Raw genomic sequence first — 25911 nt, 5'->3', positions numbered from 1 at the left:
GTGATCTCGCTCTCCCGCCCGCGCCTCAGGAGGCCGACTCGGACATGTCCCACGAACAGGGATCATATGGGTGAGGCTCGGGCAAACCGCCCTTTCGCTGTCGCCTGTCCCCTGTCCCCTGTCGTTTGTCGCCTGTCCCCTGTCGGCCCCCTGGCGGCGGGCTACTCCTGCCCCGGCTCCTCGTCCTCCGGCTCCTCGTCCTCCGGCGCCTCGTCCTCCGGTGCCTGGGATGCCTTTGGCTTCTCCGGCAGCTCCGCGGCCAGCGCGGCCGCGGCCTGGACCAGGGGCAGCGCCAGCAGCCCCCCGGCGCCCTCCCCGACCTTCACGCCCGGGTCGAGCAGCGGCTCCAGGGCCATCCGGTCCAGCGCCTTCGCCTGGCCCGGCTCCCCGCTGTCGTGCGCGGCCAGCCACCAGTCCGGCGCCCGGAACGCGATCCGCTGCCCCACCAGCGCGCAGGCGGCGACCACGACCCCGTCGAGCACGACCGGCATCTTCCGCACCGCGCTCTGCAGCAGGAACCCGGTGATCGCGGCGAGGTCCGCCCCGCCCACCGTCGCGAGCAGCTGCAGCTGGTCCCCGAGCACGGGCCGGGCCCGGCGCAGGGCGTCCCGGATCGCCGCGCACTTGCGCATCCACGCGAGGTCGTCGATGGCCACCCCGCCCCGCCCGGTGACCACGGACGCGTCGGTTCCGCACAGTGCGGCGACCAGCACCCCGGCCGCCGTGGTCCCGCCGACGCTCACATCGCCGAGCACCACCAGATCCGTACCGGAGTCGGCCTCCTCGTCGGCCACCGCCACACCGGCCCGGAAGGCGGCCTCGGCCTCCTCCAGGGTCAACGCGTCCTCGATGTCGATACGGCCGCTGCCGCGCCGCACCCGATGCCGTACGACCGCCTCCGGCAGCGACTCCGGATCGCAGTCCAGCGCCATGTCGACGATCCGCACCGCGACCCCGAGCCGCCGCGCGAGCACGGACACGGGCCGGCCGCCCTCAAGGATCTCCCGCACCAACTCCCCGGCGCCGCCCGCGGGTCGCGCCGAGACGCCCAGCTCGGCGACGCCGTGGTCACCGGCGAACAGCACGACCCGCGGCTGTTCGACCGGCCGCACCGGCACGGCGGACTGCGCCGCGGCAAGCCACTCACCCAGGTCGTCGAGGCGGCCCAGCGCGCCGGGCGGCACGATCTGACGCTCACGGCGTGCCTCGGCGTCCCGGCGCACCCCGCCGTCGGGGCGCTCGATCAGATCAGTGAAGTCGTCGAGATTCAGCGAGCTCATTCGCCGAACAGTACCGGCACCGGTCGAACAGAACGGCGCCACATGGCCCCCACGGGCCCCGCCACGTGACCACCACATCGGCGCGACGTCGTTGCACCCAAGATCGGCATCCCATACGTTCCGTTTTGCAGTGGATTGTCGGGGCATGCTCGCACCGTCCCGCCGTAAGCCGCGCCGTATGCCCCGGCGGACGCCCCCGCCGTACGCCCTCGCGCCCGGGAGCCGCCCATGACCGCGACCGTCCCCTCCGAACGACGCCCCGCCCTCTGCGCGTTCACCCTCGCCGCATGCCGGGAGCACACCTACGTCCCCCGGTACCTGTGGCTCGCCCGGCAGGCCCCGCCCCGCCGCCTGAGAGCCGCCGCCCGCGCGGCGCTCCCCTTCCCCGAGCCGGAGAGCTGGCTGGACGTGGGCACCGGCGACGGCCGCTTCCCGGAGGCGGCGAAGGAACTCTTCCCGTACACGGCGTTCGACGGCCTCGACCCGACCCCCCGTGTCCTGCACGCCCGCGTGGCCGAACGGGTGGAGGAGGCCCACGTCGGCCGGCTCACGGACCCCCGCGTCACGGCCCGGCTGCGCGCCCGCTACGACGTCGTCAGCATGCTCCGCCACCTGGAACACACCCCGGACCCCCGTGCCGAGCTCCGCGCCGCCCTCACCGTCCTCCGCCCGGGCGGCCACCTGCTCCTCGAACTGCCCAATCCGCGAAGCCCGTTCGCCCTGCTGCTCGGCAAGTGGTGGACCCCGCACAGCGGGCCCGGCCATCTGCACCTGCTGCCCCTGAACGCACTCCGCCAGGAGCTGGAGTCCCAGGGCTGCACGATCATCTCGACGGACCGTACCGCGCACACCCCGTACGACTTCGCGGTCACGACCTCACGGGTGCTCAGTACCCTGCTGTCCCCGTTCCTGGCACTGCTGGGCACGCCCCTGATCGCCGCGGCCTGGGCGCTCGACCTCGTCCTGGCACCCGTACTGCGCCACACCCCCCTGTCGAACGCGTACCGCGTCATCGCCCGCAAGGAGCCGACCGCACCGGCCTGACGCCCTGCCGCCGGATACCGGCCGCAGCCGGCGCAGCGCCCAGGCCCTGTCGTCCGGATCAGCCCCGCGACGCCGGGATGATCCAAACGACGGGGCCTAGCCGCGCAGCACCATCGCCTGCCCCGCCACCACCAGCACGACCTGCTCGCACTCCGCGGCGAACGCCGCGTTCAGCCGCCCCAGCTCGTCCCGGTACCGCCGCCCCGACGCCGTGGCCGGCACGATGCCCGACCCCACCTCGTTGGACACGGCGACGACACTGCGCCGAGTGGCCCGCACCGCCTCCGTCAACTCCCGCACCCGCTCCCTCAGTGCCCGCTCGCCGCCGTCCGCCCACACCGCGTCGTCCCACGCCCCGGCGGCGTCCATGGCGTCCGTCAGCCACAGGGACAGACAGTCGATGAGCAACGGCGCCCCGTCCTCGGCCAGCAGCGGCACCAGATCGCAGGTCTCGGCCGTACGCCACGACCCCGGCCGCCGCTCCCGGTGCGCGGCGACCCGCGCCGCCCACTCGGTGTCCCCGCTGCGACTGCCCCCGGTCGCCACGTACAGCACATCGGGGAAGGCCTCCAGCCGCCGCTCCGCCTCCACCGACTTCCCCGAGCGCGCCCCGCCCAGCACCAGGGTCCGCCGCGGCACATCCGGTACGTCCTCGTACGCCCCCACCACCAGCGTCACCCCGTCCGGCACCGCCCGCGCCCCGGCCGCGGCCAGCCGCCGCCGCAACTCGGCACCCGGCGGCACGTCATGGTTCAGATGGACGGCGACGACATCCGTCGTCGGCCCGACCGCGCCCACCGCCCGCAGCTTGGCCAGGGCGTCCGGCCGCCCCACGACATCGGCGACCACCATGTCGTACATCCCGAAGGACCCCTCCTCCAGCCCGGCCGGCGCGCCCCCCGGCGGCAGATACAGCAGCCGCTGCCCGTCCGGCCCGGTCACCGCGTAGCCCGTGCCCGGCGAGTCCATCGCCACCGCCCGCACCCGATGCCCCGTCAGCAGCGCCAACTCCCGCCCGTCCGGCACCCGTCCCGGCTGCGGTACCCCCGCCGGCACCTCCACGGCGGGCCCGTCGTGCGGATGCGACAGCAGCACCTGCCGTACGCCGCCCAGCGAACGCCCCGCCCGAGCCGCCGCGAACGCCGCCCCGGGCGTCAGATCCAGCAACAGCGCCCCGTCCACGAGCAGCGCGGTCGCCGCCCGCGCGTCATCACCGAGCGCGGTCGCACAGGCCGCGCACGGACAGTCGGGGCGGGGGAGTCCCGCGGGGGCACCGGTGCCGAGCAGAGTGAGTTCCACGGACCGATTTTCGCGTGTCTGCGCAGGTGCCGCCCATCCGACTAGGCTCAGAGCGGGAGCCGGACCAAGATCCGGCTTCGGCTCTGCATGTGCCGAGACCTTGGAGGCGTACATGGCGGCATGGACGTGGCGGTTCGAGAAGGCCGACGGGGCGGAGGTCCAGCCCGCGGTGCAGCCCGAGGAGTTCACCACCCAGGGGGACGCCGAGTCCTGGATCGGGGAGCACTGGAAGGCGCTGCTCGAGGGCGGTGCGGACCAGGTACGGCTGTTCGAGGACTCCACGGAGATCTACGGGCCGATGAGTCTGCACGCCGCGGAGGCGTGACCGCACGGGCGAGGGCCCCAGGGCCCTCGCCCCGCCGCCCCCTCACTGCTCACCCAACGTCACACCGACCGTCTTCTCACCGCCGTTGCGCGTGTACGTCACCGACGTCCGCTCGCCCGGCCGCGCGGAGGCCAGTGCCTCGGCGAGCGAGGTGATGGTCGTGATGTCCGTGTCACCGAGCCGGGTGATGATGTCGCCGGGCTCCAGTCCGGCCCTGTCGGCCGCCCCGCCCGGGCTCACTTCGACGACCGCCACGCCCGCGGCCTCGTAGTCGTCGTTCACGACCGTACGGCCCGTGATGCCGAGCGCCGCCCGGCCCGAGTCGGTGACCCGGCCCTCCTTGATGATCTGGTCGGCGATCGACCGCACCGTCGACGCCGGAATCGCGAACCCGATGCCGGGCGCCGTGCTGTCCGCGACGCCGGGGTCGGTGGCCGCGAGGGTGGGGATGCCGATGACCCGGCCGTCTAGGTTCACCAGGGCGCCGCCGCTGTTGCCGGGGTTGATGGCCGCCGACGTCTGCACCATGTTGGCGATCGTCGCGCCCGTACCGCCGTCGCCGCTGCCCTCGGTGACGGTCCGTCCGGTCGCCGAGACGATGCCCTGCGTCACGCTGGACGACAGCCCGAGCGGCGAGCCCATGGCCAGCACGATCTGCCCGACCTCGATCTTCGACGAGTCCCCGAACCTCGCCGCCCGCAGCCCCTTCGGCACATCGTCCAGCTTGACGACGGCGAGGTCCTGCTGCGGGTAGGAGGAGACGAGGCTCGCGGTGAACTCGTCCTCGCTGTTGGCGGTCGTGACCCGGAAGGTCCTCTCGTCGCCGACGACATGGGCGTTGGTGACGATGTGCCCCTGGCCGTCGTAGACCACGCCGGAGCCCAGGTCGTTCCTGGCCTGGATCTGCACGACCGACGGCAGCACGTCCCTGATCACCTTCAGATAGCCGTTCTGCAGATCGTCGACCGCCTCGACCGCCCGCGGGGCGGCGGCCTGCGCGGCCCGCTCGGTCGAGTCCGCCCGCCCGCGCGAGCCCTCGCGCGGCGAGTCCGAGCAGGCGGAGACGAGACCGAGGCAGCACAGCAGGGCGACGGCCATGACGACCGGCCGCAGGGCACGGGAAGGGCGAGTGTCCATGCCCCGAGTCTCACTTCGCGGGGACGGTCCGGCCTGTGCTGCTCACCCGAACGAGCTCAGCCGCGCACCCCGCACAGATGCAGCAGCGCCGCGACACTGCGATAGGGGTCCGTCTTCCCGGCGCGTTCCTCGACCGCCAGCAACGCCTCCAGGTCCGCCGGGATCTGCGCCCCGTCGGCCGCCGTGTCGGTGAACACCCGCACCCCGTACCAGGCGTGCAGCGGCGCCCCGATCCCCGCGAGTGTCGCGGTCAGCTCCGCCAGCCGGTCCGCCCGTACGTCGCGGCCGAGCCGGTTCCGGTAGGCGGTCGTGTCGAAGGCGGCCAGCGCGCCCGCCCAGTCCGCGGCCAGCCCCGGCCGCATGGCCAGCGCGTCGCCGTTGCGCACGAGCAGCGACAGCAGCCCGCCCGGGGCGAGCATCCGGGCCAGCCCGGCCACCAGCGGATCAGGATCCTCGACGTACATCAGCACGCCATGGCAGAGCACGACATCGAAGCTGCCCGGCAGAAAATGCACGCCGGTGTCCCGCCCGTCCCCCTGGACGATGCGCACCCGCTCCCGGATCCCCTCCGGCTCGCCGGCGAGCTCCTCACGGGCCGCCGCGATCATCTTCGGGTCCTGCTCGACGCCGGTCACCTGATGCCCGGCCCGGGCCAGGCGCAGCGCCTGGGTGCCCTGGCCCATCCCCACGTCGAGCACCCGCAGCCGCTGCCCGACCGGGAACCGCCCGACTATCTGCTCGTCGAGCTGCCGGGCCACCAGCTCCTGTCGTACGACATCACGCAGCCCACCCAGCCCGCTCAGCCAGGCGTCGGCCGCTCCCCCGGAAAAAGCGGTTGTGCTCAGGGCCGCTCTCCGCGCTTGACCTGCGGCTTGGGCAGCCGGAGCCGGCGCATCTGCAGGGACCGCATCAGCGCGTAGGCGACGGCGCCGCGCCGGTTGTCGTCGGGGAAGCGCTCGGCGAGCCGCTTCTTCAGGCGGACGCCCGTGACGATGGAGTCCAGCACGATCAGCACGATCACGATCAGCCACAGCAGCAGCGCGATGTTCTGCAGCGCCGCCACCCGGACCATGCTCAGCACGAGGATGACCACGGCCATCGGCAGGAAGAACTCCGCGATGTTGAAGCGCGAGTCGATGAAGTCGCGCGCGAATTTGCGGACCGGACCCTTGTCACGGGCCGGCAGATACCGCTCGTCGCCCCCGGCCAGCGCCTGGCGCTGGCGCTCCAGCGCGGCCCGGCGCTCCTCGCGCTGCCGCTTGGCGGCCTCCTTACGCGTCGTCGACGTGTTGGCCACGCTGCGACGCTGGGACTGGGCCTCACTGCGCTTGGGCGTGGGGCGGCCCTTCGGGGCCTCGGGGTGACGGGTCTGAGTGGAGTCGGTCACCGGCGCCTTGTCGGCGGCCTGGGCCTTCTCTTCCTTGGCACGGCTACGGAACACAAAACCCAAGGGTACGGGGTGGCGGGGCATGGACCCCAGCCGCATGGGGAACGATCCGGCAACACCAGTCGTCGTAGGGGGACAGAGGGGACGTTGCAGACGGTTCGTCCGGCGGCCACGGGGGAGGCGTGTGGAAGACGCCCGGTGGACACCCACGAGTCCACCCGGGAGTCACCTACTCCTTACGCCGGAGCGGGAGCGTACGCAGTCGTCCTTGGGGATGAGCGCATCCGTCCCCGAACAGTGCGGTAATGGATGCAGGGCCCGTACTGTGGGTTCTGTCGCAGGTGCTGGAGCTGGAGTCCGTCAGAAGGGGGCGCGCGAAGCCCATGAGCGGTGTCATGAAGCGTATGGGGATGATCTTCCGCGCGAAGGCGAACAAGGCCCTTGACCGGGCCGAGGACCCGCGCGAGACCCTCGATTACTCGTACCAGAAGCAGCTGGAGCTGCTCCAGAAGGTGCGCCGCGGCGTCGCGGACGTCGCCACGTCGCGCAAGCGCCTCGAACTCCAGCTCAACCAACTCCAGCAGCAGTCGTCGAAGCTGGAGGACCAGGGCCGCAAGGCGCTCGCGCTGGGCCGCGAGGACCTGGCCCGCGAGGCGCTGTCGCGCCGCGCCGCCCTCCAGCAGCAGGTGACGGACCTGGAGACCCAGCACGCGACGCTGCAGGGCGAGGAGGAGAAGCTCACCCTCGCGGCCCAGCGCCTGCAGGCGAAGGTCGACGCCTTCCGCACCAAGAAGGAGACGATCAAGGCCACGTACACCGCGGCCCAGGCCCAGACCCGGATCGGCGAGGCGTTCTCCGGCATCTCCGAGGAGATGGGCGACGTCGGCCTGGCCATCCAGCGGGCCGAGGACAAGACGGCCCAGCTGCAGGCACGCGCGGGCGCCATCGACGAACTCCTCGCCTCCGGTGCCCTCGACGACCAGTCCGGCATGCACAAGGACGACATCCAGGCCGAGCTGGACCGGCTCTCCGGTGGTACGGATGTAGAGCTGGAACTGCAGCGCATGAAGGCGGAGCTCGCGGGCGGCTCGTCCGGTGGCCAGCAGGCCATCGAGGGCGGCACGGGCAACGAGTCGCAGCAGGGCCGGCAGCAGCCGCAGGACACCCCGCGCTTCGACAAGCAGTAGCCGACGGCCGGGGCTCACGCCGAGGAGGCCGAGATGGGCGACATGATCGTCCGGATCATGGGTGAGGGGCAGGTGAAGCTGTCCGACAGCCATCTGCCCGAGCTGAACAAGCTCGACGACGAGCTCCTGGTGGAAATGGAGAACGGCGACGGCCCCGGCTTCCGCCGCACCCTCGACGCACTCCTGTCCACGGTCCGCGAACTGGGCGAGCCCCTGCCCGACGACTCCCTGGAACCGTCCGAGCTGATCCTGCCGTCGCCGGACGCGACGCTGGATGAGGTCAGGGAGCTGCTGAGCGACGACGGCTTGATCCCGGGTTGAGCCGTATCAGCCCGTCCGGCGTTTGAGGACGAGGCCCGTTCAGGGCCGAAGCGGGGGTCCGGGGGCGGCAGCCCCCGGGCGACGCGCGCACCGCGACGCCGGGCACACAACACGAGGAACCCCCAGTTGACCCCCGTTCCGAGCCCCGCAGGGGTACGCGTCCGGCGTCATCTCAAGGCGCACCCCATGGCGCTGGACGCGGCACTGGCGGTCGGCGTACTGGCCTGCATGGTGGCCGGCTCGTTCGTGGACCCGCACGGGGAGAACGGGGTGACCTGGGGCGTGCGCAGCCCGGACGCCCTCAGCCTCCTGCTCATCACCCTCGGCGCCGCGGCCCTGGTCTTCCGCCGCCGCGTTCCCGTGACGGTGCTCGCCCTCACCGGCACCGTCTCCCTCGTCGAGTCCGTCACCGGCGACCCCCGCGCCCCCGTCGCCATGTCCGCGGTCATCGCCCTCTACACCGTGGCCTCGACCACCGACCGCTCCACCACCTGGCGCGTCGGCCTGCTCACCATGACCGTCCTGACCGGCTCCGCGATGCTCGCCGGGCCCCTGCCCTGGTACGCCCAGGAGAACCTCGCCATCTTCGCCTGGACCGGCATCGGCGCCACCGCGGGCGACGCGGTCCGCAGCCGGCGAGCCGTCGTCGCCGCCATCCGCGAGCGCGCCGAACGAGCCGAGCGCACCCGTGAGGAGGAGGCCCGCCGCCGCGTCGCCGAGGAGCGCCTGCGTATCGCCCGGGACCTGCACGACGTGGTCGCCCACCACATCGCCCTCGTCAACGTCCAGGCCGGCGTCGCCGCCCACGTCATGGACAAGCGGCCCGACCAGGCCAAGGAGGCCCTGGCGCACGTACGCGAAGCCAGCCGCTCCGCGCTCAACGAACTCCGCGCCACCGTCGGCCTGCTCCGGCAGTCCGGCGACCCGGAGGCCCCCACCGAGCCCGCGCCCGGCCTCGACCGCCTCGACGAACTCGCCGGCACCTTCCGCAGCGCGGGCCTCCACGTGGAGGTCGCCCGCGCGGACCAGGACACCACCCTTCCCGCCGCCGTCGGCCTGGCCGCCTACCGCGTCATCCAGGAGGCCCTCACCAACGTGCAGAAGCACGCGGGCCCCAAGGCCAAGGCCGAGGTGAGCGTGGTCCGGGTGGGACCGAACATCGAGATCACCGTCCTCGACGACGGCGCCGGCGAGGACGACACCCCCGGGGGCGGCGGCCACGGACTGCTCGGCATGCGCGAGCGGGTCACCGCCCTGCGCGGCACCCTCACCACCGGTCCCCGTTACGGAGGCGGCTTCCGCGTCCATGCGATCCTGCCGGTCAAGAGCGGCACCGGCGCCGCGGAAGACGCCTGATGGCCCGCCCGGGGAACTCCCGGGTGCCCCGCGGAAGTTGTCGTATGACGAAGCCGTCCGCCTCGTGCCCCGCAGAGGACCCCGTAACAGAGGACCCCGCATGACCATCCGTGTCCTGCTCGCAGACGACCAGGCCCTCCTTCGCAGCGCCTTCCGGGTGCTGGTCGACTCCGAGCCCGACATGGAGGTCGTCGGCGAGGCGTCCGACGGAGCCGAGGCGGTGCGGCTGGCCAGGGAGGCGCGGGCGGACGTCGTCCTGATGGACATCCGGATGCCCGGCACCGACGGCCTCGCCGCCACCCGCATGATCAGCGCCGACCCCGCCCTCGCCCATGTCCGGGTGGTCATCCTGACCACCTTCGAGGTCGACGACTACGTCGTGCAGTCGCTGCGCGCCGGCGCCTCGGGCTTCCTCGGCAAGGGCTCCGAACCCGACGAACTCCTGAGCGCCATCCGCATCGCGGCCGGCGGCGAGGCCCTGCTCTCCCCGGCCGCCACCAAGGGCCTGATCGCCCGCTTCCTCGCCCAGGGCGACGCCGCGAACGACGACGGCGACCCCGCCCGCGCCGAGCGGCTCGACGCCCTCACCGTCCGGGAGCGCGAGGTTCTGGTGCAGGTCGCGGGCGGGCACTCCAACGACCAGATCGCCGAGCGGCTGGAGGTCAGCCCGCTGACCGTGAAGACGCACGTCAACCGGGCCATGTCCAAGCTCGGCGCCCGCGACCGCGCCCAACTCGTGGTGATCGCCTACGAGTCCGGGCTGGTACGTCCAAGGGTGGAGTGATCTCGGCGCGGGCTACTGCGGCCGGAGTATGCGCCGGATAAGGAAATGGACCTGGGGCCTAGGAAAACGGGCTCCCCGATGGCTCAGGGTGTAAGGGCGGGCGCTCACATGTGCGCACAGACGCTCCTGCCACGTCCGCTGCCCACTTCTGCCGCTCACAGAAGAGAGACCCTGACCCATGTCCTGGCTGTCCCGATTCAGCCTCGCCCAACGCGCCCTCATAGGCCTCGTGTCGATCATCGCGATCGCCTTCGGCGCGATCGCCATACCTCAGCTCAAGCAGCAGCTGCTGCCCTCCATCGAACTGCCCATGGTGTCCGTGCTGGCGCCCTACCAGGGCGCGTCGCCGGACGTGGTCGAGAAGCAGGTCGTCGAGCCCCTTGAGGACAGCCTCGAAGCCGTCGACGGCATCACCGGCGTCACCTCCACGGCGAGCGAGGGCAACGCCGTGATCATGGCGTCCTTCGACTACGGCCCCGACTCCCAGCAGCTCGTCGCCGACGTCCAGCAGGCCGTCAACCGGGCTCGCATCCAGCTTCCGGACGAGGTGGACCCGCAGGTCATCGCCGGTTCCACGGACGACATCCCGACCGTCGTCCTCGCCGTCACCTCCGACACGGACCAGCAGGCCCTGGCCGACCGGATCGACCGGACCGTCGTGCCGGACCTGAAGGAGATCGACGGCGTCGGCCAGGTCACCGTCGACGGCGTACGGGACCTCCAGGTCACCGTCACCCCGGACGACGCGAAGCTGGCGAAGGCGGGCCTGACCTCGGCGGCACTGTCCCAGGCACTCCAGGCGGGCGGCGCCACCGTCCCGGCGGGCTCCTTCGACGAGGGCGGCGCCAACCGCACCGTCCAGGTGGGCGGCGGCTTCACCTCGCTGGACCAGATCAAGGACCTGATGGTCACCGGCCAGGGCGCCGGCAAGCCCGTACGCCTCGGTGACGTCGCGGCCGTCAAGCAGGAGCAGGCCCCGGCCGACTCCATCACGCGCACCGACGGCAAGCCGTCCCTGGCGGTCGCGGTCACCATGGACCGCGACGGCAGCGCGGTCGCGATCTCCGACGCGGTCCGGGACAGGCTTCCCGAACTGCGCAAGGACCTCGGCACGGGAGCGACGGTCACGGTCGTCAGCGACCAGGGCCCGGCGGTGAAGAAGTCCATCGACGGTCTGACCACCGAGGGCGGGCTCGGCCTGCTCTTCGCGGTCCTCGTCATCCTGGTCTTCCTCGCGTCGATCCGCTCCACGCTGGTGACCGCGGTCTCCATCCCGCTCTCGGTCGTCCTCGCCCTGATCGTGCTGTGGACGCGCGACCTGTCGCTGAACGTGCTGACGCTGGGCGCGCTGACCATCGCCATCGGCCGGGTCGTCGACGACTCGATCGTGGTCCTGGAGAACATCAAACGGCACCTCGGCTACGGCGAGGAGCGCCAGTCGGCGATCCTGAACGCGGTCCGTGAGGTGGCCGGCGCGGTGACGTCGTCGACGCTCACCACGGTCGCGGTCTTCCTGCCGATCGGCCTGGTCGGCGGCATGGTGGGCGAGCTGTTCGGCCCGTTCAGCCTGACGGTCACGGCCGCGCTGCTGGCGTCGCTGCTGGTCTCGCTGACGGTCGTCCCGGTCCTGTCGTACTGGTTCCTGCGCGCCCCGAAGGGCACGCCGGAGGACGCCGAGGAGGCGCGGCGCCTGGCGGAGGAGAAGGAGGCGAAGAGCAGGCTTCAGCGCTTCTACGTCCCCGTCCTGCGGTTCGCGACGCGGCGCCGGCTGACCAGCGTGCTGCTCGCGATCGTCGTCCTCGTCGGCACGTTCGGCATGGCGCCGCTGCTGAAGACGAACTTCTTCGACCAGGGCGAGCAGGAAGTCCTCACCGTCAAGCAGGAGTTGAAGCCGGGCACCAGCCTCGCGGCCACCGACGAGCAGGCGAAGAAGGTCGAGCAGCTGCTCGCCGACACCAAGGGCGTCAAGGACTACCAGGTCACGGTCGGCTCGTCCGGCTTCATGGCGGCCTTCGGCGGCGGCACGGACACCAACCAGGCGTCCTACCAGGTGATGCTGGAGGAGTCGGCGTCGTTCGACGAGGTGCACAACCGCGTCGAGGCGGGCCTGAAGAAGCTGGACGGCATCGGTACGACCACGATCGCGGCCGGTGACGGCTTCGGCGCCCAGGACCTGAGCGTCGTCGTGAAGGCGGCCGACGCGGACGTCCTGCGCAAGGCGGCCGAGCAGGTCCGCGAGGCGGTGGCCGGCCTGGACGACGTCACCGACGTGAACAGCGACCTCGCGCAGAGCGTGCCGCGCGTGTCGGTGAAGGCCAACGACAAGGCGGCCGCGGCCGGCTTCGACGACCAGACCCTCGGCATGGCCGTCGCCCAGGCGGTGCGCGGCAACAAGGCGGCCCAGGCGACCCTCGACGACACCGAGCGCGACATCGTCATCAGGTCGGCGAAGCCGGCGCGGACGCTGGACGAGCTGAGGAACCTGCGGCTCGGCCCGGTGAAGCTGGGCGACATCGCCACCGTGGAGCTGGTGGACGGCCCGGTCTCGATGACCCGGATCGACGGCCGGCGCGCCGCCACGATCACCGCGAAGCCGACCGGTGACAACACCGGTGCGGTCAGCGCGGACCTCCAGTCCAAGATCAACGGCCTGACGCTCCCGGCGGGCGCGACGGCCGAGATCGGCGGCGTCTCGCAGGACCAGGACGAGGCGTTCGCCAACCTGGGCCTGGCGATGCTGGCGGCGATCGCGATCGTCTTCATGCTGCTGGTGGCGACGTTCCGCTCGCTGGCCCAGCCGCTGATCCTGCTCGTCTCCATCCCGTTCGCGGCGACCGGCGCGATCGGTCTCCTGGTCGCCACGGGCACCCCGATGGGCGTCCCCGCGATGATCGGCATGCTGATGCTGATCGGCATCGTGGTGACGAACGCGATCGTGCTGATCGATCTGATCAACCAGTACCGCAGGCAGGGTTACGGCGTCGTGGAGGCCGTGATCGAGGGCGGCCGCCACCGGCTGCGCCCGATCCTGATGACGGCCCTGGCGACGATCTTCGCGCTGCTCCCGATGGCACTGGGCGTCACGGGCGAGGGCGGCTTCATCGCCCAGCCGCTGGCGGTGGTCGTGATCGGCGGCCTGGTCACCTCGACCATGCTGACGCTGCTGCTCGTCCCGACGCTGTACGCGATGCTGGAGCTCCGCAAGGAGCGGCGGGCGAAGAAGCGGGCGGCCAAGCGCGCGAAGAAGGCGGGGGCGCCTGCCGAGCCGGCGTCGGCCTCGGACGAGCCGGAGCCCGCGTCCGTGTGACCGTCCCACCACGCGGAGGCCGGGTACCGAACCGTCGGGGTTCGGTACCCGGCCTCCGCCGTTTCGCCGTTACGTATCCTGAGGCCTCGAAGTGCCGCACGGGGGAGGAAGAACGGGCGTGCCGCTGCACAAGGACGACCCGAAGTCGGTCGGCGGGTACAGACTGCTCGACCGGCTCGGCGCCGGTGGCATGGGTGCCGTCTACCGGGGCAGGTCGCGCTCCGGCCGTGAGGTCGCCGTCAAGGTGGTGCACGCCCAGTACGCCGAGGACCCGGTCTTCCGCACCCGCTTCCGGCAGGAGATCGAGGCCGTCCGCAAGGTGAGCGGCGCCTTCACCGCGCCGGTGGTGGACGCCGACCCGGAGGCGGTACGGCCCTGGATGGCGACCCAGTACGTGCCCGGGCTCTCGCTCGCCGCCCGGATCCGCGACCGGGGCCCGCTGCGGGGCACCGAACTGCGGCAGCTGGCGCTGGGGTTGGTGGAGGCGCTGCACGACATCCACCGGGCGGGGGTCGTCCACCGCGACCTCAAACCCGCCAACGTCCTGATGGCCGAGGACGGCCCCCGCGTCATCGACTTCGGCATCTCGCGCGCCGCCGAGAACCACAACACCCTGACCGAGACCGGCCAGATGATCGGCACCCCGCCGTTCATGTCCCCGGAACAGCTCACCGACGCCCGCACGGTCGGCCCCGCCTCGGACGTCTTCTCCCTCGGGGCCCTGCTGGTGTACGCCGTCACCGGGCGCGGCCCCTTCGACGCGGACAGCCCCTATCTGACGGCGTACCGGGTGGTCCACGACGAGCCCGCCCTGGACGGCGTGGCGCAGCCGCTGCGCGCGACCCTGGAGCGCTGCCTGGCCAAGGAGCCCGCGGACCGGCCCGAACCCGCCGAACTGGCGCGGGAGTTCGCGACGGCACTGCCGGAGGCGACGGCGGAGGACTCGCACACCGTGACGCTGCGCGCGGACGAGGTGGCCGTGGTGCGCACCCGCCCCGAGACGGCAGCCGGCCCCGGAGCCCTGACCGACGGCCGGCGACGGAGCCGCGTACGCCCGCTGTGGGCCACGGCCGGCACGGTCGGCGCCCTCGCGCTCGGCCTGACGGGATACCTGCTGCTCGGGCCCGGACTGATGGACGACGGCACCCGGACGGCGGCGGGCTCCGCCACGTCCGCGCCCTCCCGGTGGGCGGCCCTGCCGACCGGCTGGCAGCCCTGGCAGACGACGGTGTACGCCACCGCCGCGCACGGGGTGAAGAAGGGGATCGGCGTCGATGACGTCGGGATGCCCGGCCGCCCGGAGTGCGAGGTGTACGAGGGCGCCGTCCACTGCGCGGGCGACGGGATCCTGCCCCTACGCCTCGACGCGCTCACCGGACGGGCCGTCTGGCGCGCCGACGTGCTGCCGCCCGCCACGGGCAAGGGGTCGTACCTCTTCTCGCTCCTCGGTGTCGCGGACGACGCGGTGCTCGTCGAGCAGGAGTACCGCCCCGAGGACGGGGACGACGTCGTGACCTCGGTCGCCGCCCTCGACTCGGGGACCGGAAAGCGGCTCTGGCATCGCACGGTGAACACCGGGTCGGTCCGCCCGCACCTGTCCGGCGGCCTTGTGATCGTCCCGGACGACAGCGGCCGTTCGGTGACCGCCCGCTCGCCGCGCACCGGCACCCAGCGCTGGACGGCACCGCTGCCGCAGGGCCAGTACTGCGACTGGGCGAACACCGGCGAGGAGCTCTACCTCCAGTGCGGGCCGCACCTGACGGTCGGCAAGGACATGCTGATCCTGGGGCTTGACCGGGCCGACGGTTCGACGCGGCGCCTGACGGTGCCCAACCGCGGCATCCTCGCCGGGATGTTCGAGGGCCGTCTGCTCTTCGTCGGCCCGGCTGGCGGCGACGAGGGGCCGTTCTCCTGGATCCGGCTGGTGGACCCGGACACCGGTCGCGCCGGTTCGACGGAGCTGGCCGAGGACGTCGAGGGCAACGTGACGTTCGCGGACGGCACGCTGTGGTTCGCCACCTCCTCCGGCCAGGTGACCGCCGTGTCGGCCCGCACGGGCAAGCAGCTGTGGCGAACCCCGACGAGCCTGGAGCAGCCGAGCGGCGTCACCCACGACCCCCGCGCCCGCGTGGTCTACCTGTGCAGCGCCAGCGGCCGGGTCGCCGCCCTGGACACGAGGAAGGGCACGCCGCTCTGGGAGACCCTGCCGCGCGCCCAGCGGGTGACGAACCAGGGCTGGTCGGCGTCCAAGGTGCTGCTCCACAACGGCGCCCTGGTCGTGGCCACCGCGGACGGTGACGTGTTCACCCTCGACCCGGCCCACCCCGACCGGAAACCCGTCCCGGGGTGAGCACCAGGCCTACGGCCACGCCTACGGCAGCGCCAGCATCCGCTCCAGCGCCAGCTTCGCGAACGCCTCGGTCTCCTTGTCGACCTCGATGCGGTTGACGAGGTTGCCCTCGGCGAGCGACTCCAGGGCCCACACCAGGTGGGGGAGGTCGATGCGGTTCATGGTCGAGCAGAAGCAGACCGTCTTGTCGAGGAAGACGATCTCCTTGCCCTCGGGCGCGAAACGGTTCGCCAGGCGGCGGACCAGGTTCAGCTCCGTGCCGATGGCCCACTTGGAGCCGGCCGGGGCGGCCTCCAGCATCTTGATGATGTACTCGGTCGAGCCGACGTGGTCCGCGGCGGCGACGACCTCGTGCCGGCACTCGGGGTGCACCAGGACGTTCACGCCCGGGATGCGCTCGCGCACGTCGTTCACCGAGTCGAGGCTGAAGCGGCCGTGCACCGAGCAGTGGCCGCGCCACAGGATCATCTTCGCGGCGCGCAGCTCGGCGGCGGTCAGTCCGCCGTTCGGCTTGTGCGGGTTGTAGACGACGCAGTCCTCCAGGGACATGCCCATGTCGCGGACCGCGGTGTTGCGCCCGAGGTGCTGGTCGGGCAGGAACAGCACCTTCTCGCCCTGCTCGAAGGCCCAGTCCAGGGCCCGCTTGGCGTTGGAGGAGGTGCAGATGGTGCCGCCGTGCTTGCCCGTGAACGCCTTGATGTCGGCGGACGAGTTCATGTACGACACCGGCACGACCTGCTCGGCTATGCCGACCTCGGTCAGCACGTCCCAGCACTCGGCGACCTGCTCGGCCGTCGCCATGTCGGCCATCGAGCAGCCGGCGGCGAGGTCGGGCAGCACGACCTTCTGGTCGTCGGACGTCAGGATGTCCGCCGACTCCGCCATGAAGTGCACGCCGCAGAACACGATGTACTCGGCCTCCGGGCGCGCGGCCGCGTCCCGGGCCAGCTTGAAGGAGTCGCCGGTGACATCCGCGAACTGGATGACCTCGTCGCGCTGGTAGTGGTGGCCGAGCACGAAGACCTTGTTCCCGAGCTTCTCCTTGGCGGCGCGGGCGCGCTCGACCAGGTCCGGGTCGGACGGCGAGGGCAGATCGCCGGGACACTCGACGCCGCGTTCGCTCCTCGGGTCGGCCTCACGGCCGAGGAGCAGCAGGGCGAGGGGCGTCGGCTGTACGTCGAGCTCCTGGGTCTGGGCGGTGGTCACGACACGCACCCTTTCTGTTCTGCGGCTCGCCGGGACCGGAAAGATCCGGACCCGGCGGGTCATGCGGGACACCTTCTTCGACTTTTCGTCGAATTGACGCTATCTATCATAACCGGTTCACGTCAGTTTGACGATGGCCATCGCGTCGATGTGACATGAATCCCGGTGAGGGGCCCGCGTATTCCCCGATGAGGCGTTTTCCGCTCCGTGCGCCGTGTGCGAGCATGAAGAGGGACCGAAAGACAAGCGCCCGGCCCGGAATGAATCCGCGGCCCCGCCGGTTGCAACCGTCGGCAAGCAGTCTCCGTACAACCCGGGAGAGATGTAGATGTCCGTATCGGACGAGACCAGCACCGTCACCGACGGCATCGTCCTGACCGACGCCGCCGCGTCCAAGGTCAAGGCCCTGCTCGACCAGGAAGGCCGTGACGACCTCGCCCTGCGCGTGGCCGTCCAGCCCGGCGGCTGCTCCGGCCTGCGCTACCAGCTCTTCTTCGACGAGCGCTCCCTCGACGGCGACGTGGAGAAGGACTTCGGCGGTGTGAAGGTCGTCACCGACCGCATGAGCGCCCCGTACCTGGGCGGCGCCACCATCGACTTCGTCGACACCATCGAGAAGCAGGGCTTCACGATCGACAACCCGAACGCGACGGGCTCCTGCGCCTGCGGCGACTCCTTCAGCTGAGCCCAGCCGACGCAGAAAGGCGGCGACCCCCTCCGACGGGGCCGCCGCCTTCCCGTATCCGCGGGCCCTTTACCGGGCCCCGGACGACTGCGGCGCGTCCGGGAGCCGAGCCCCGGGCTTCTCCAGCGGCACCTCCTGGCCGTCCGTGCCCACGACCTTCCGGTCCCCGAGCGGCTCGTCCAGCTGCACGGTCTTGTGGAACACCTTCGCGATCAGGATGCAGACCTTCTCCGGCTGCGAGGTCTCGGTCACCCGGACCGTCACCTCCTCGCCGCTCTCGCTCGCCGTCACCTTGTAGTCGGCGCACACACCGCCCGTGAAGGCCACCGTCAGCTCCCGGCCGTCGGCCGTGTAGCCGTCCACGGCCACGTTCCGCGTGACGGGCGCCGCGGTGGGCTCGTCCTTCGGCCCGGTCGGCCGCGGGCTCGGCTGCGCGGGCGGCTCCTCGGACGGCGTCGACGAGACCAGGTACTTCGGGTCGATCGCCGGATGCGTGACCGTGAAGCTGTCCTTCGCGCCCGGCGCCCGCACCTCGAACAGCCAGGACGGCACCAGCGCCTGCCGCGCGTCCACATAGTGCGCGGCCAGCCCGAACACCGCCTTCTCGACGGTGATCGTCTCCTTCTTCGGCGCGCCGGCCGACGCCTCGGACCCACAGGGCGCCTCAAGACGGTCCTTCAGCGGTACGGGGCTGGCGCAGCCCCCGATGCCCATACGGTGGCCGGCCCCCGGCGCCGCGTTCACCAGCCCGAGCGTCTTCTCGGCGTCCAGTACCGGGTACGTGGCCCCCTTCACCGGCGCCTTCAGCTGACCGCTCCCGCCGACCACCTCGCCCTGGGCGCTCACGGTCACCCCGGTGGTCCAGCCGTACGTCGGCAGCCCGCCGACCACGGGATCGGCGTTCACCACCCGCTGGGCACCCATCAGCTGGCTCGCGTCGAGCTTCGCGTCATCCTGACCAACCGCCTTGAGAACCGGTGCGGCGGCCTTCTTCGCGGCCTCCTCGCTCACCGGGTCGCCGGCCTGGCCGCCGGGCTTCTTCGCGCAGACGGTGGTGCTCTCGCAGTCGTCGGTGCCGGGGGCGTACCGGTAGAACGTCCAGGTCCCCGGCGCCCTCTTGTTCACCTGCAGACTGGGCCCCGCCCCGTCCTTGGCCCCGACCTTCCAGGTCTGCCCCTGCGCCACCGGCTTCCCGTCCATCCCGAGCGCCTTGGCCAGCCGGGCCACCTCGTCCGCGCCGACCTCACCTCCCGCCCGGTACACGGGCGCCGACCCGGGCCCGTCCGGCAGCTCCCCGTCGGCCCGGTAGGTGGCGCCGTACGGGTTGGGCTCCCCGGGCGCGATGCCGTTGGTACCGCCCTCGCTGTAACCGTCGAGGTGCAGGGGCGGGGGAGTGTCACCGCCGGTCGCCCCGGACGCCGTACCGCCGCCCGACCCCCCGGCCGCGTTCGCGGCGAGATAGGCCCCGCCGCCCCCGACGAGCAGTACGGCGGCGGCGACGGAGGCGATGATCGCGGGGGAGCGGCGCCGGGCCGAACCGTCGGCTCCCGCCTCTTCGGGAGCAGGAGTGGCGTCCCCGACCTCGACGCCACCAGCCTGCTCGCCGACGGCAGCCCTCTCGGGTCCGGTGCCCTCGTCCGCGGCGGCGTGCTGGTCCGCGGCGCTCGGCTCGTCCGCGGCGGCCTGCTCATCCGCGGCACTCGGCTCGTCCACGGCGGCCTGCTCTGTCCCGGTGTCGGAAGCGCCGGTGTCGCCGTCCGCGACGCCGGAAGCCTCGACGTCCGTGACGCCGGAAGCCTCGGTGCCGGCGGCACCCTTGTGCTCCCGGGCGCCCTGTTCCTCGGCGGAGCCGTCGGCGGCCACGTCGTCATTGTCGGGTCGCTCGGTGTTCACCGCATCGCTCCTTCGGCTGCGCACATGTCCCTTGACCTGACCCGCCCCTGTCAAAGAGGTCGGCGTGCCGGGTCGTATTCCGCATCCCCTTTACGGGGGACAGCGATGGGACGCAGCGGGGGAGCGCGCGGTTCCCCCAAAGGCGCCGATTCGGCTACCGGGGTGCGCTCAGTCGCCGTAGTCGGACATCGCGTCCAGCAGTCGCGCCGACTCCGGCGGCACGGTCACGCCATGGATGAGGGACGGGGAGACCGGACGGGAGAGGACGCGATCGGGAGCGGCCCAGTGGGGAGCCATCCGCGCGCAGTCACCGAGCAGTGACGCCAGGTCGACCTCCAGGTCGGCCGGAGCGGAGGCGTGGACCTCGAATTTCGTCATAGCGGCACCGTATGCACGGAGAAGCCGTGAAGAAAGATCTACTATCGGGTAGTTTTGGCCGCTTCAGAGTCCCGGTCGCCAACGGTAGCGTGGACTGTCAATCAAACCTCCCCCCAGGAGACTTCACGCCGTGCGCATCGCAGTCACCGGCTCCATCGCCACCGACCACCTCATGACCTTCCCCGGCCGCTTCGCCGACCAGTTCGTCGCGGACCAGCTGCACACGGTCTCGCTCTCTTTCCTGGTCGACAATCTGGACGTACGCCGGGGCGGTGTCGGGGCGAACATCGCCTTCGGCATGGGGCAGCTGGGCACGCAGCCGATCCTGGTCGGCGCCGCGGGCTCCGACTTCGACGAGTACCGGGCCTGGCTGGACCGGCACGGCGTCGACACCGGCTCGGTCCGTATCTCCGAGACCCTGCACACCGCCCGCTTCGTGTGCACCACCGACGCCGACCACAACCAGATCGGCTCCTTCTACACCGGCGCGATGAGCGAGGCCCGCCTCATCGAGCTGAAGACCGTCGCGGACCGCGTCGGCGGTCTCGACCTGGTCCTCATCGGCGCCGACGACCCGGAGGCGATGCTCCGCCACACCGAGGAGTGCCGCTCCCGGGCGATTCCCTTCGCCGCCGACTTCTCCCAGCAGATCGCCCGCATGAACGGCGACGAGATCCGGGTACTGCTGGAGGGCGCGACGTACCTCTTCTCCAACGAGTACGAGAAGGGCCTCATCGAGTCCAAGACCGGCTGGACGGACGAGGAGATCCTCGGCAAGGTCGGCCACCGCGTCACCACCCTCGGCTCGCGGGGCGTCCGCATCGAGCGGTCCGGCGAGGACCCGATCGAGGTGCCCTGCCCGGAGGAGGAGCGCAAGGCCGACCCCACGGGCGTCGGCGACGCCTTCCGCGCGGGGTTCCTGTCGGGACTGGCGTGGGGTGTGTCCCTGGAGCGCGCCGCGCAGGTCGGCTGCATGCTGGCGACCCTCGTCATCGAGACCGTCGGCACGCAGGAGTACCAGCTGCGCCGGGCGCACTTCATGGAGCGGTTCACCAAGGCGTACGGGGATGAGGCCGCCGCGGACGTTCAGGCGCACCTGGGCTGATTCCGGCCCGTCGTCGGGTACGGGTGCGCGGGGGCCGGCCGGTCAGCTCCCCGCACCCCTCGGGGGCGTTCAGCTCACCCGGCGGACGATGTACGCCGTTCCCTGGTCCGTCGGCTCCTCGCCCACGTACTCCTGCCCCCGCATCTCGCACCACGCCGGGATGTCCAGCCGGGCCGCCTCGTCGTCGGAGAGGACCCGTACCAGTCCGCCCACCGGCACTTCGCCGATCACCTTGGCGAGCTCGATGACGGGAATCGGGCACCGCTTGCCGAGCGAGTCCACGACCAGGACGTCGTCCCGTACGACCGCCTCCCCGGCCGGCGCCCCCAGCTTCTCCCGCACCCCGGCCACCGCCCCCGGCAGCACCTCCAGGAACCGCTCGACATCCTCTTCGGCCGTCCCCGGCGGCAGCGACACCCGCACGTTCCCCTCGCTCAGCACCCCCATCGCCTTCAGCACATGGCTGGGCGTCAGCGTGCTGCTCGTACAGGACGAACCGGATGAAACCGAAAATCCGGCCCGATCCAGCTCGTGCAGCAATGTCTCCCCGTCGACATAGAGACAGGAGAAGGTGACGATCCCGGGCAGCCGCCGCGCCGGATCCCCCACCACCTCCACATCCGGCACCAGCCCCGGCACCCGCGCCCGGATCCGCTCCGTCAGCTCCCGCAGCCGTACCGCCTCTTGGGCCGCCTCCGCCCGCACGGCACGCAGCGAGGCCGCCGCCGCGACGATCGCCGGGATGTTCTCGAACCCGGCCGCCCGCCCCGACTCCCGCTCGTCCGCGGGCCCTTGCGCGGCGAACCGCACCCCTTTCCGTACGACGAGCAGCCCGACCCCCGACGGACCACCCCACTTGTGGGCACTCCCGGTCAACACCGACCAGTCGCCCTCGACCGGCCCCCACCCCAGCGACTGCGCCGCGTCCACCAGCAACGGCACCCCGGCCTCCCGGCACACGGCGGCCACTTCGGCGACGGGCTGCTCGGTCCCCACCTCATGGTTGGCCGACTGAAGACAGGCCAGCGCGGTGTCCGCCCGAAGGGCATCCGCGTACGCCTGCACACTCACCGCCCCCGCACGGTCCACCGCGACCTGCGTGACCGACCCGCCCGCGGCCTCGTGCGCATCAGCCGCATGGAGCACAGAGGAGTGTTCGACCGCGGACACGATCAGGTGACGCCCGACCCGCCGCCGCCCCGCCAACGCCCCCGCGATCCCCGAGTGCACGGCCCGCGTCCCGGAGGAGGTGAAGACCAACTCGTCCGCCCGGCACCCCACAGCCTCGGCAGCCGCCTCCCGAGCCGCGTCCAGCAGCATCCGGGCCCGCCGCCCCTCCCGATAAAGACGTGCGGGATCGGCCCACCCCTCATCGAGGGAGGCCTGCAGAGCCTGCCGCGCGACAGGATGAAGAGGAGCACTGGAAGCAGCGTCGAAGTAGCCCACACAGCAACGCTAAACCGCCCCTCGCCGCAACGCCCAAAGGGGCGCGGGGCTGTGACGTCAGCGGCTCCGCCGTGGGGCGCGACCAGCCGCAAACCACCCGCCGCCGCCAAACCAGCGAACCACCCCACCCCATAGGCACCCCTCCCCGCGAACCCTCCAAGAGCGTCCAGTAGGGTTTGGTCCGCATAAACATCCAAACCCCTGCCCGACGCAGGGCGGCGACCGACCAGCGAGAAGGCAGGCCGCAGCCAATCCGCGCGGGCGAGACTCTCGGGAAGGCGCTACGTGAGTCCCAACGGCTCCGACCGCTCGCCGCGGCGCCCGATGCGGCGGAAGCTGCTGCAGGCACTGACTGCGGGCCTGGTCCTGGCGACAGCCACCGGTTGCTCGTACAACTGGGAAGACTTCCCCCGCCTTGGTATGCCCACCCCGACCACAGAAGAGGCTCCGCGGATCCTCTCCCTGTGGCAGGGTTCCTGGGCCGCGGCGCTCGCCGTCGGCGTGCTGGTGTGGGGCCTCATCCTGTGGAGCGCCATGTTCCACCGGCGCAGCCGCACCAAGGTCGAGGTTCCCCCGCAGACGCGGTACAACATGCCCATCGAGGCGCTGTACACGGTCGTTCCGCTCATCATCGTCTCGGTCCTGTTCTACTTCACGGCCCGCGACGAGTCGAAGCTCCTCAGCCTCAAGGACAAGCCCGACGTCACCGTCAACGTCGTCGGCTTCCAGTGGAGCTGGTGCTTCAACATGATCGAGAACGTCGAAGGTTCCACCGGCGACGCCAAGACCGCCAGGGAACTGGACGCGATCCCGGACCGGTACAAGGAAGACTTCCCGGCGAACGCCGGCGGTGTGTACGACTGCGGCACCCCCGGCACCCGGAACCCGCAGACGGGCAACCCGGGCCCGACCCTGTGGCTGCCCAAGGGCAAGACGGTCCGCTTCGTCCTCACCTCGCGTGACGTCATCCACTCCTTCTGGGTGGTGCCGTTCCTGATGAAGCAGGACGTCATCCCGGGCCACACCAACGCCTTCGAGGTGACCCCCAACAAGGAGGGCACCTTCCTGGGCAAGTGCGCCGAACTCTGCGGCGTCGACCACTCCCGGATGCTGTTCAACGTGAAGGTCGTCTCCCCCGAGCGCTATGAGCAGCACCTCAAGGACCTCGCCAAGAAGGGGCAGACCGGTTACGTTCCCGCCGGCATCGCGCAGACGAGCCACGAGAAGAACCGGGAGACGAACAACCTGTGAGCATCCTCAACGAACCCCAGGGTGCCGCGGCAGCTGAGGACTCGTACGAGAACGAGCTGCCGGTCAGGCGCAAGCAGCCCGGCAACGTCGTGGTCAAGTGGCTCACCACCACCGACCACAAGACGATCGGAACGCTGTACCTCGTCACGTCGTTCGCGTTCTTCGTGATCGGTGGCGTGATGGCGCTGCTCATGCGTGCCGAGCTGGCCCGTCCGGGCCTGCAGATGATGTCGAACGAGCAGTTCAACCAGGCGTTCACGATGCACGGCACGATCATGCTGCTGATGTTCGCGACGCCGCTGTTCGCGGGCTTCGCGAACTGGATCATGCCGCTGCAGATCGGCGCGCCGGACGTGGCCTTCCCCCGGCTGAACATGTTCGCCTACTGGCTGTACCTGTTCGGCTCGCTCATCGCGGTCGGCGGCTTCCTCACCCCGCAGGGCGCGGCCGACTTCGGCTGGTTCGCCTACTCCCCGCTGTCGGACGCGGTCCGCAGCCCGGGCATCGGCGCCGACATGTGGATCATGGGCCTGGCCTTCTCCGGCTTCGGCACCATCCTCGGCTCGGTCAACTTCATCACCACGATCATCTGCATGCGCGCCCCGGGCATGACGATGTTCCGCATGCCGATCTTCGTGTGGAACGTGCTGCTGACCGCGGTGCTGGTCCTGCTGGCCTTCCCGGTCCTGGCGGCGGCGCTGTTCGCGCTGGAGGCGGACCGCAAGTTCGGCGCGCACATCTTCGACTCGGCCAACGGCGGAGCGCTGCTGTGGCAACACCTCTTCTGGTTCTTCGGCCATCCAGAGGTGTACATCATCGCGCTGCCGTTCTTCGGCATCATCAGTGAGGTCATCCCGGTCTTCTCCCGCAAGCCGATGTTCGGCTACATGGGTCTGATCGCGGCGACCATCGCGATCGCGGGTCTGTCCGTGACGGTGTGGGCGCACCACATGTACGTCACCGGCGGTGTGCTGCTGCCGTTCTTCGCCTTCATGACGTTCCTCATCGCCGTACCGACCGGCGTGAAGTTCTTCAACTGGATCGGCACCATGTGGAAGGGCTCACTGTCCTTCGAGACGCCGATGCTGTGGGCGACCGGCTTCCTCATCACCTTCACCTTCGGTGGTCTGACCGGCGTCATCCTGGCCTCGCCGCCGCTGGACTTCCACGTCTCCGACTCGTACTTCGTCGTGGCGCACTTCCACTACGTCGTCTTCGGAACCGTCGTCTTCGCGATGTTCTCCGGCTTCCACTTCTGGTGGCCGAAGATGACCGGCAAGATGCTCGACGAGCGGCTCGGCAAGATCACGTTCTGGACGCTGTTCATCGGCTTCCACGGCACCTTCCTGGTCCAGCACTGGCTGGGCGCCGAGGGCATGCCGCGTCGTTACGCCGACTACCTGGCGGCCGACGGCTTCACCGCCCTGAACACCATCTCGACGATCAGCTCGTTCGTGCTCGGCGCGTCGCTGCTGCCCTTCTTCTACAACGTGTGGAAGACGGCCAAGTACGGCAAGCCGGTCGGCGTCGACGACCCGTGGGGCTACGGCCGCTCCCTGGAGTGGGCGACGTCCTGCCCGCCGCCGCGGCACAACTTCCTCACCCTGCCGCGGATCCGTTCCGAATCCCCGGCGTTCGACCTGCACCACCCTGAGATCGCCGCGCTCGACGAGCTCGAGAACGCCCCGCACGGGGGCAAGGCTCTGGCCGGCAACGGCGCCAAGGAGGCCGGCAAGTGAAGATCCAAGGCCGGATGTTCATGTGGCTGAGCGTCTTCATCCTCGCCATGGCGATCGTCTATGGCGTGTGGTCGAAGGAGCCGGCCGGTACCACGGCCCTCTTCCTGGCCTTCGGGCTGGCCATCATGATCGGCTTCTATCTCGGCTTCACGGCCAAGCGGGTGGACGCCGGTGCACAGGACAACAAGGAAGCGGACGTCGCGGACGACGCCGGCGAGGTCGGGTTCTTCAGCCCGCACAGCTGGCAGCCGCTCTCCCTCGCGATCGGTGGCGCCCTCGCCTTCCTGTCGGTCGCGATCGGCTGGTGGCTGATGTACTTCTCGGCGCCGCTGATCCTGGTCGGCATCTGGGGCTGGGTCTTCGAGTACTACCGCGGTGAGAACCGCACCCAGTAACACGAGCTGAGCTCAGCAGGAGCCCGGACACTCCGT

At 71.3% G+C, this 25911-nt stretch carries 22 protein-coding genes; 13 read left to right on the top strand and 9 right to left on the bottom strand.

The features are described from left to right. Nucleotides 1–161 precede the first annotated feature (161 nt). On the bottom strand, nucleotides 162–1280 hold the full coding sequence (gene cobT / locus AQI70_RS02390) for a nicotinate-nucleotide--dimethylbenzimidazole phosphoribosyltransferase (RefSeq protein WP_062143340.1): 1119 nt from the start codon (nucleotides 1278–1280) through the stop codon (nucleotides 162–164). A gap of 228 nt (nucleotides 1281–1508) precedes the next feature. On the opposite strand from cobT, the gene AQI70_RS02385 reads away from it, so the two are divergent. Beyond that, a complete protein-coding gene (locus tag AQI70_RS02385; RefSeq protein ID WP_062143337.1) occupies nucleotides 1509–2324 on the top strand; it encodes a class I SAM-dependent methyltransferase in 816 nt (271 codons plus the stop codon). A 96-nt stretch (nucleotides 2325–2420) separates the two neighbouring features. Here the strand turns inward: AQI70_RS02385 and AQI70_RS02380 are convergent, their stop codons facing one another. After that, a complete protein-coding gene (locus tag AQI70_RS02380; protein WP_062143334.1) occupies nucleotides 2421–3623 on the bottom strand; it encodes a bifunctional adenosylcobinamide kinase/adenosylcobinamide-phosphate guanylyltransferase in 1203 nt (400 codons plus the stop codon). A gap of 112 nt (nucleotides 3624–3735) precedes the next feature. On the opposite strand from AQI70_RS02380, the gene AQI70_RS02375 reads away from it, so the two are divergent. After that, nucleotides 3736–3948: a hypothetical protein gene (locus tag AQI70_RS02375; RefSeq protein WP_062143330.1), complete on the top strand. Its 213-nt coding sequence runs from the start codon at nucleotides 3736–3738 to the stop codon at nucleotides 3946–3948. A gap of 42 nt (nucleotides 3949–3990) precedes the next feature. Here the strand turns inward: AQI70_RS02375 and AQI70_RS02370 are convergent, their stop codons facing one another. The 3 genes from AQI70_RS02370 to AQI70_RS02360 form a co-directional block, all read right to left on the bottom strand. Further along, on the bottom strand, nucleotides 3991–5085 hold the full coding sequence (locus AQI70_RS02370; RefSeq protein WP_062143327.1) for a S1C family serine protease: 1095 nt from the start codon (nucleotides 5083–5085) through the stop codon (nucleotides 3991–3993). 56 nt (nucleotides 5086–5141) lie between these two features. Continuing rightward, nucleotides 5142–5843 carry a class I SAM-dependent methyltransferase gene (locus AQI70_RS02365; RefSeq protein WP_062143324.1) on the bottom strand — a complete coding sequence of 234 codons (702 nt, stop codon included), beginning with the start codon at nucleotides 5841–5843 and terminating at the stop codon, nucleotides 5142–5144. 83 nt (nucleotides 5844–5926) lie between these two features. Beyond that, nucleotides 5927–6571 carry a DUF3043 domain-containing protein gene (locus AQI70_RS02360; RefSeq protein WP_062143321.1) on the bottom strand — a complete coding sequence of 215 codons (645 nt, stop codon included), beginning with the start codon at nucleotides 6569–6571 and terminating at the stop codon, nucleotides 5927–5929. Nucleotides 6572–6867: 296 nt separating this feature from the next. On the opposite strand from AQI70_RS02360, the gene AQI70_RS02355 reads away from it, so the two are divergent. From AQI70_RS02355 to AQI70_RS02330, 6 genes are all read left to right on the top strand, one after another. Further along, the gene (locus AQI70_RS02355; protein WP_279616739.1) at nucleotides 6868–7659 is read left to right on the top strand and encodes a PspA/IM30 family protein; all 792 of its coding nucleotides are present in this window, start codon (nucleotides 6868–6870) and stop codon (nucleotides 7657–7659) included. A 42-nt stretch (nucleotides 7660–7701) separates the two neighbouring features. Next, nucleotides 7702–7980: a PspA-associated protein PspAA gene (pspAA, locus tag AQI70_RS02350; RefSeq protein WP_062144968.1), complete on the top strand. Its 279-nt coding sequence runs from the start codon at nucleotides 7702–7704 to the stop codon at nucleotides 7978–7980. A 126-nt stretch (nucleotides 7981–8106) separates the two neighbouring features. Continuing rightward, on the top strand, nucleotides 8107–9336 hold the full coding sequence (locus AQI70_RS02345) for a sensor histidine kinase (protein WP_425264595.1): 1230 nt from the start codon (nucleotides 8107–8109) through the stop codon (nucleotides 9334–9336). A gap of 100 nt (nucleotides 9337–9436) precedes the next feature. Continuing rightward, nucleotides 9437–10120: a response regulator gene (locus AQI70_RS02340; RefSeq protein WP_062143316.1), complete on the top strand. Its 684-nt coding sequence runs from the start codon at nucleotides 9437–9439 to the stop codon at nucleotides 10118–10120. 178 nt (nucleotides 10121–10298) lie between these two features. Next, the gene (locus tag AQI70_RS02335; protein ID WP_062143314.1) at nucleotides 10299–13427 is read left to right on the top strand and encodes an efflux RND transporter permease subunit; all 3129 of its coding nucleotides are present in this window, start codon (nucleotides 10299–10301) and stop codon (nucleotides 13425–13427) included. Nucleotides 13428–13545: 118 nt separating this feature from the next. Next, entirely contained in the window at nucleotides 13546–15777 is a 2232-nt protein-coding gene (locus tag AQI70_RS02330) for a serine/threonine-protein kinase (protein WP_062143311.1), read from the top strand. Nucleotides 15778–15798: 21 nt separating this feature from the next. Here AQI70_RS02330 and nadA read toward each other — a convergent pair whose 3' ends face one another. Next, a complete protein-coding gene (gene nadA / locus AQI70_RS02325) occupies nucleotides 15799–16983 on the bottom strand; it encodes a quinolinate synthase NadA (protein WP_107116911.1) in 1185 nt (394 codons plus the stop codon). 328 nt (nucleotides 16984–17311) lie between these two features. On the opposite strand from nadA, the gene AQI70_RS02320 reads away from it, so the two are divergent. Beyond that, the gene (locus AQI70_RS02320; RefSeq protein WP_004001854.1) at nucleotides 17312–17668 is read left to right on the top strand and encodes a HesB/IscA family protein; all 357 of its coding nucleotides are present in this window, start codon (nucleotides 17312–17314) and stop codon (nucleotides 17666–17668) included. Between the two features lie 69 nt (nucleotides 17669–17737). Here AQI70_RS02320 and AQI70_RS02315 read toward each other — a convergent pair whose 3' ends face one another. Further along, nucleotides 17738–19561 (bottom strand): hypothetical protein, encoded by a 1824-nt coding sequence (locus tag AQI70_RS02315; RefSeq protein ID WP_062143306.1) that lies wholly within the window; start codon nucleotides 19559–19561, stop codon nucleotides 17738–17740. Nucleotides 19562–19729: 168 nt separating this feature from the next. Beyond that, nucleotides 19730–19939 (bottom strand): hypothetical protein, encoded by a 210-nt coding sequence (locus AQI70_RS02310; RefSeq protein WP_062143304.1) that lies wholly within the window; start codon nucleotides 19937–19939, stop codon nucleotides 19730–19732. 130 nt (nucleotides 19940–20069) lie between these two features. On the opposite strand from AQI70_RS02310, the gene AQI70_RS02305 reads away from it, so the two are divergent. Next, on the top strand, nucleotides 20070–21044 hold the full coding sequence (locus AQI70_RS02305) for a carbohydrate kinase family protein (protein ID WP_062143301.1): 975 nt from the start codon (nucleotides 20070–20072) through the stop codon (nucleotides 21042–21044). Between the two features lie 69 nt (nucleotides 21045–21113). Here the strand turns inward: AQI70_RS02305 and AQI70_RS02300 are convergent, their stop codons facing one another. Then, nucleotides 21114–22490: a cysteine desulfurase/sulfurtransferase TusA family protein gene (locus tag AQI70_RS02300; RefSeq protein WP_079051111.1), complete on the bottom strand. Its 1377-nt coding sequence runs from the start codon at nucleotides 22488–22490 to the stop codon at nucleotides 21114–21116. Between the two features lie 285 nt (nucleotides 22491–22775). Between AQI70_RS02300 and ctaC the strand changes: the two genes are divergently transcribed. Genes ctaC through AQI70_RS02285 form a run of 3 tightly spaced genes read left to right on the top strand, consistent with a single transcriptional unit; the run spans nucleotide 22776 to nucleotide 25875 of the window. Then, nucleotides 22776–23741 (top strand): aa3-type cytochrome oxidase subunit II, encoded by a 966-nt coding sequence (gene ctaC / locus AQI70_RS02295; protein ID WP_062143297.1) that lies wholly within the window; start codon nucleotides 22776–22778, stop codon nucleotides 23739–23741. Beyond that, complete coding sequence (gene ctaD, locus AQI70_RS02290) at nucleotides 23738–25480, top strand: aa3-type cytochrome oxidase subunit I (protein WP_062143294.1); 1743 nt, start codon at nucleotides 23738–23740, stop codon at nucleotides 25478–25480. Before ctaC ends, ctaD begins: the two co-directional genes overlap by 4 nt. Then, nucleotides 25477–25875, top strand: coding sequence for a cytochrome c oxidase subunit 4 (locus AQI70_RS02285; protein ID WP_062143291.1), 399 nt, complete (start codon nucleotides 25477–25479; stop codon nucleotides 25873–25875). Before ctaD ends, AQI70_RS02285 begins: the two co-directional genes overlap by 4 nt. The last annotated feature ends 36 nt before the right edge of the window (nucleotides 25876–25911 follow it).

The organism is Streptomyces curacoi (assembly GCF_001513975.1).
Classification (GTDB): domain Bacteria; phylum Actinomycetota; class Actinomycetes; order Streptomycetales; family Streptomycetaceae; genus Streptomyces; species Streptomyces curacoi.
The sequence above is the reverse complement of the archived record's forward strand: the minus strand, read 5'-3'. Positions and strand labels throughout refer to the sequence as shown.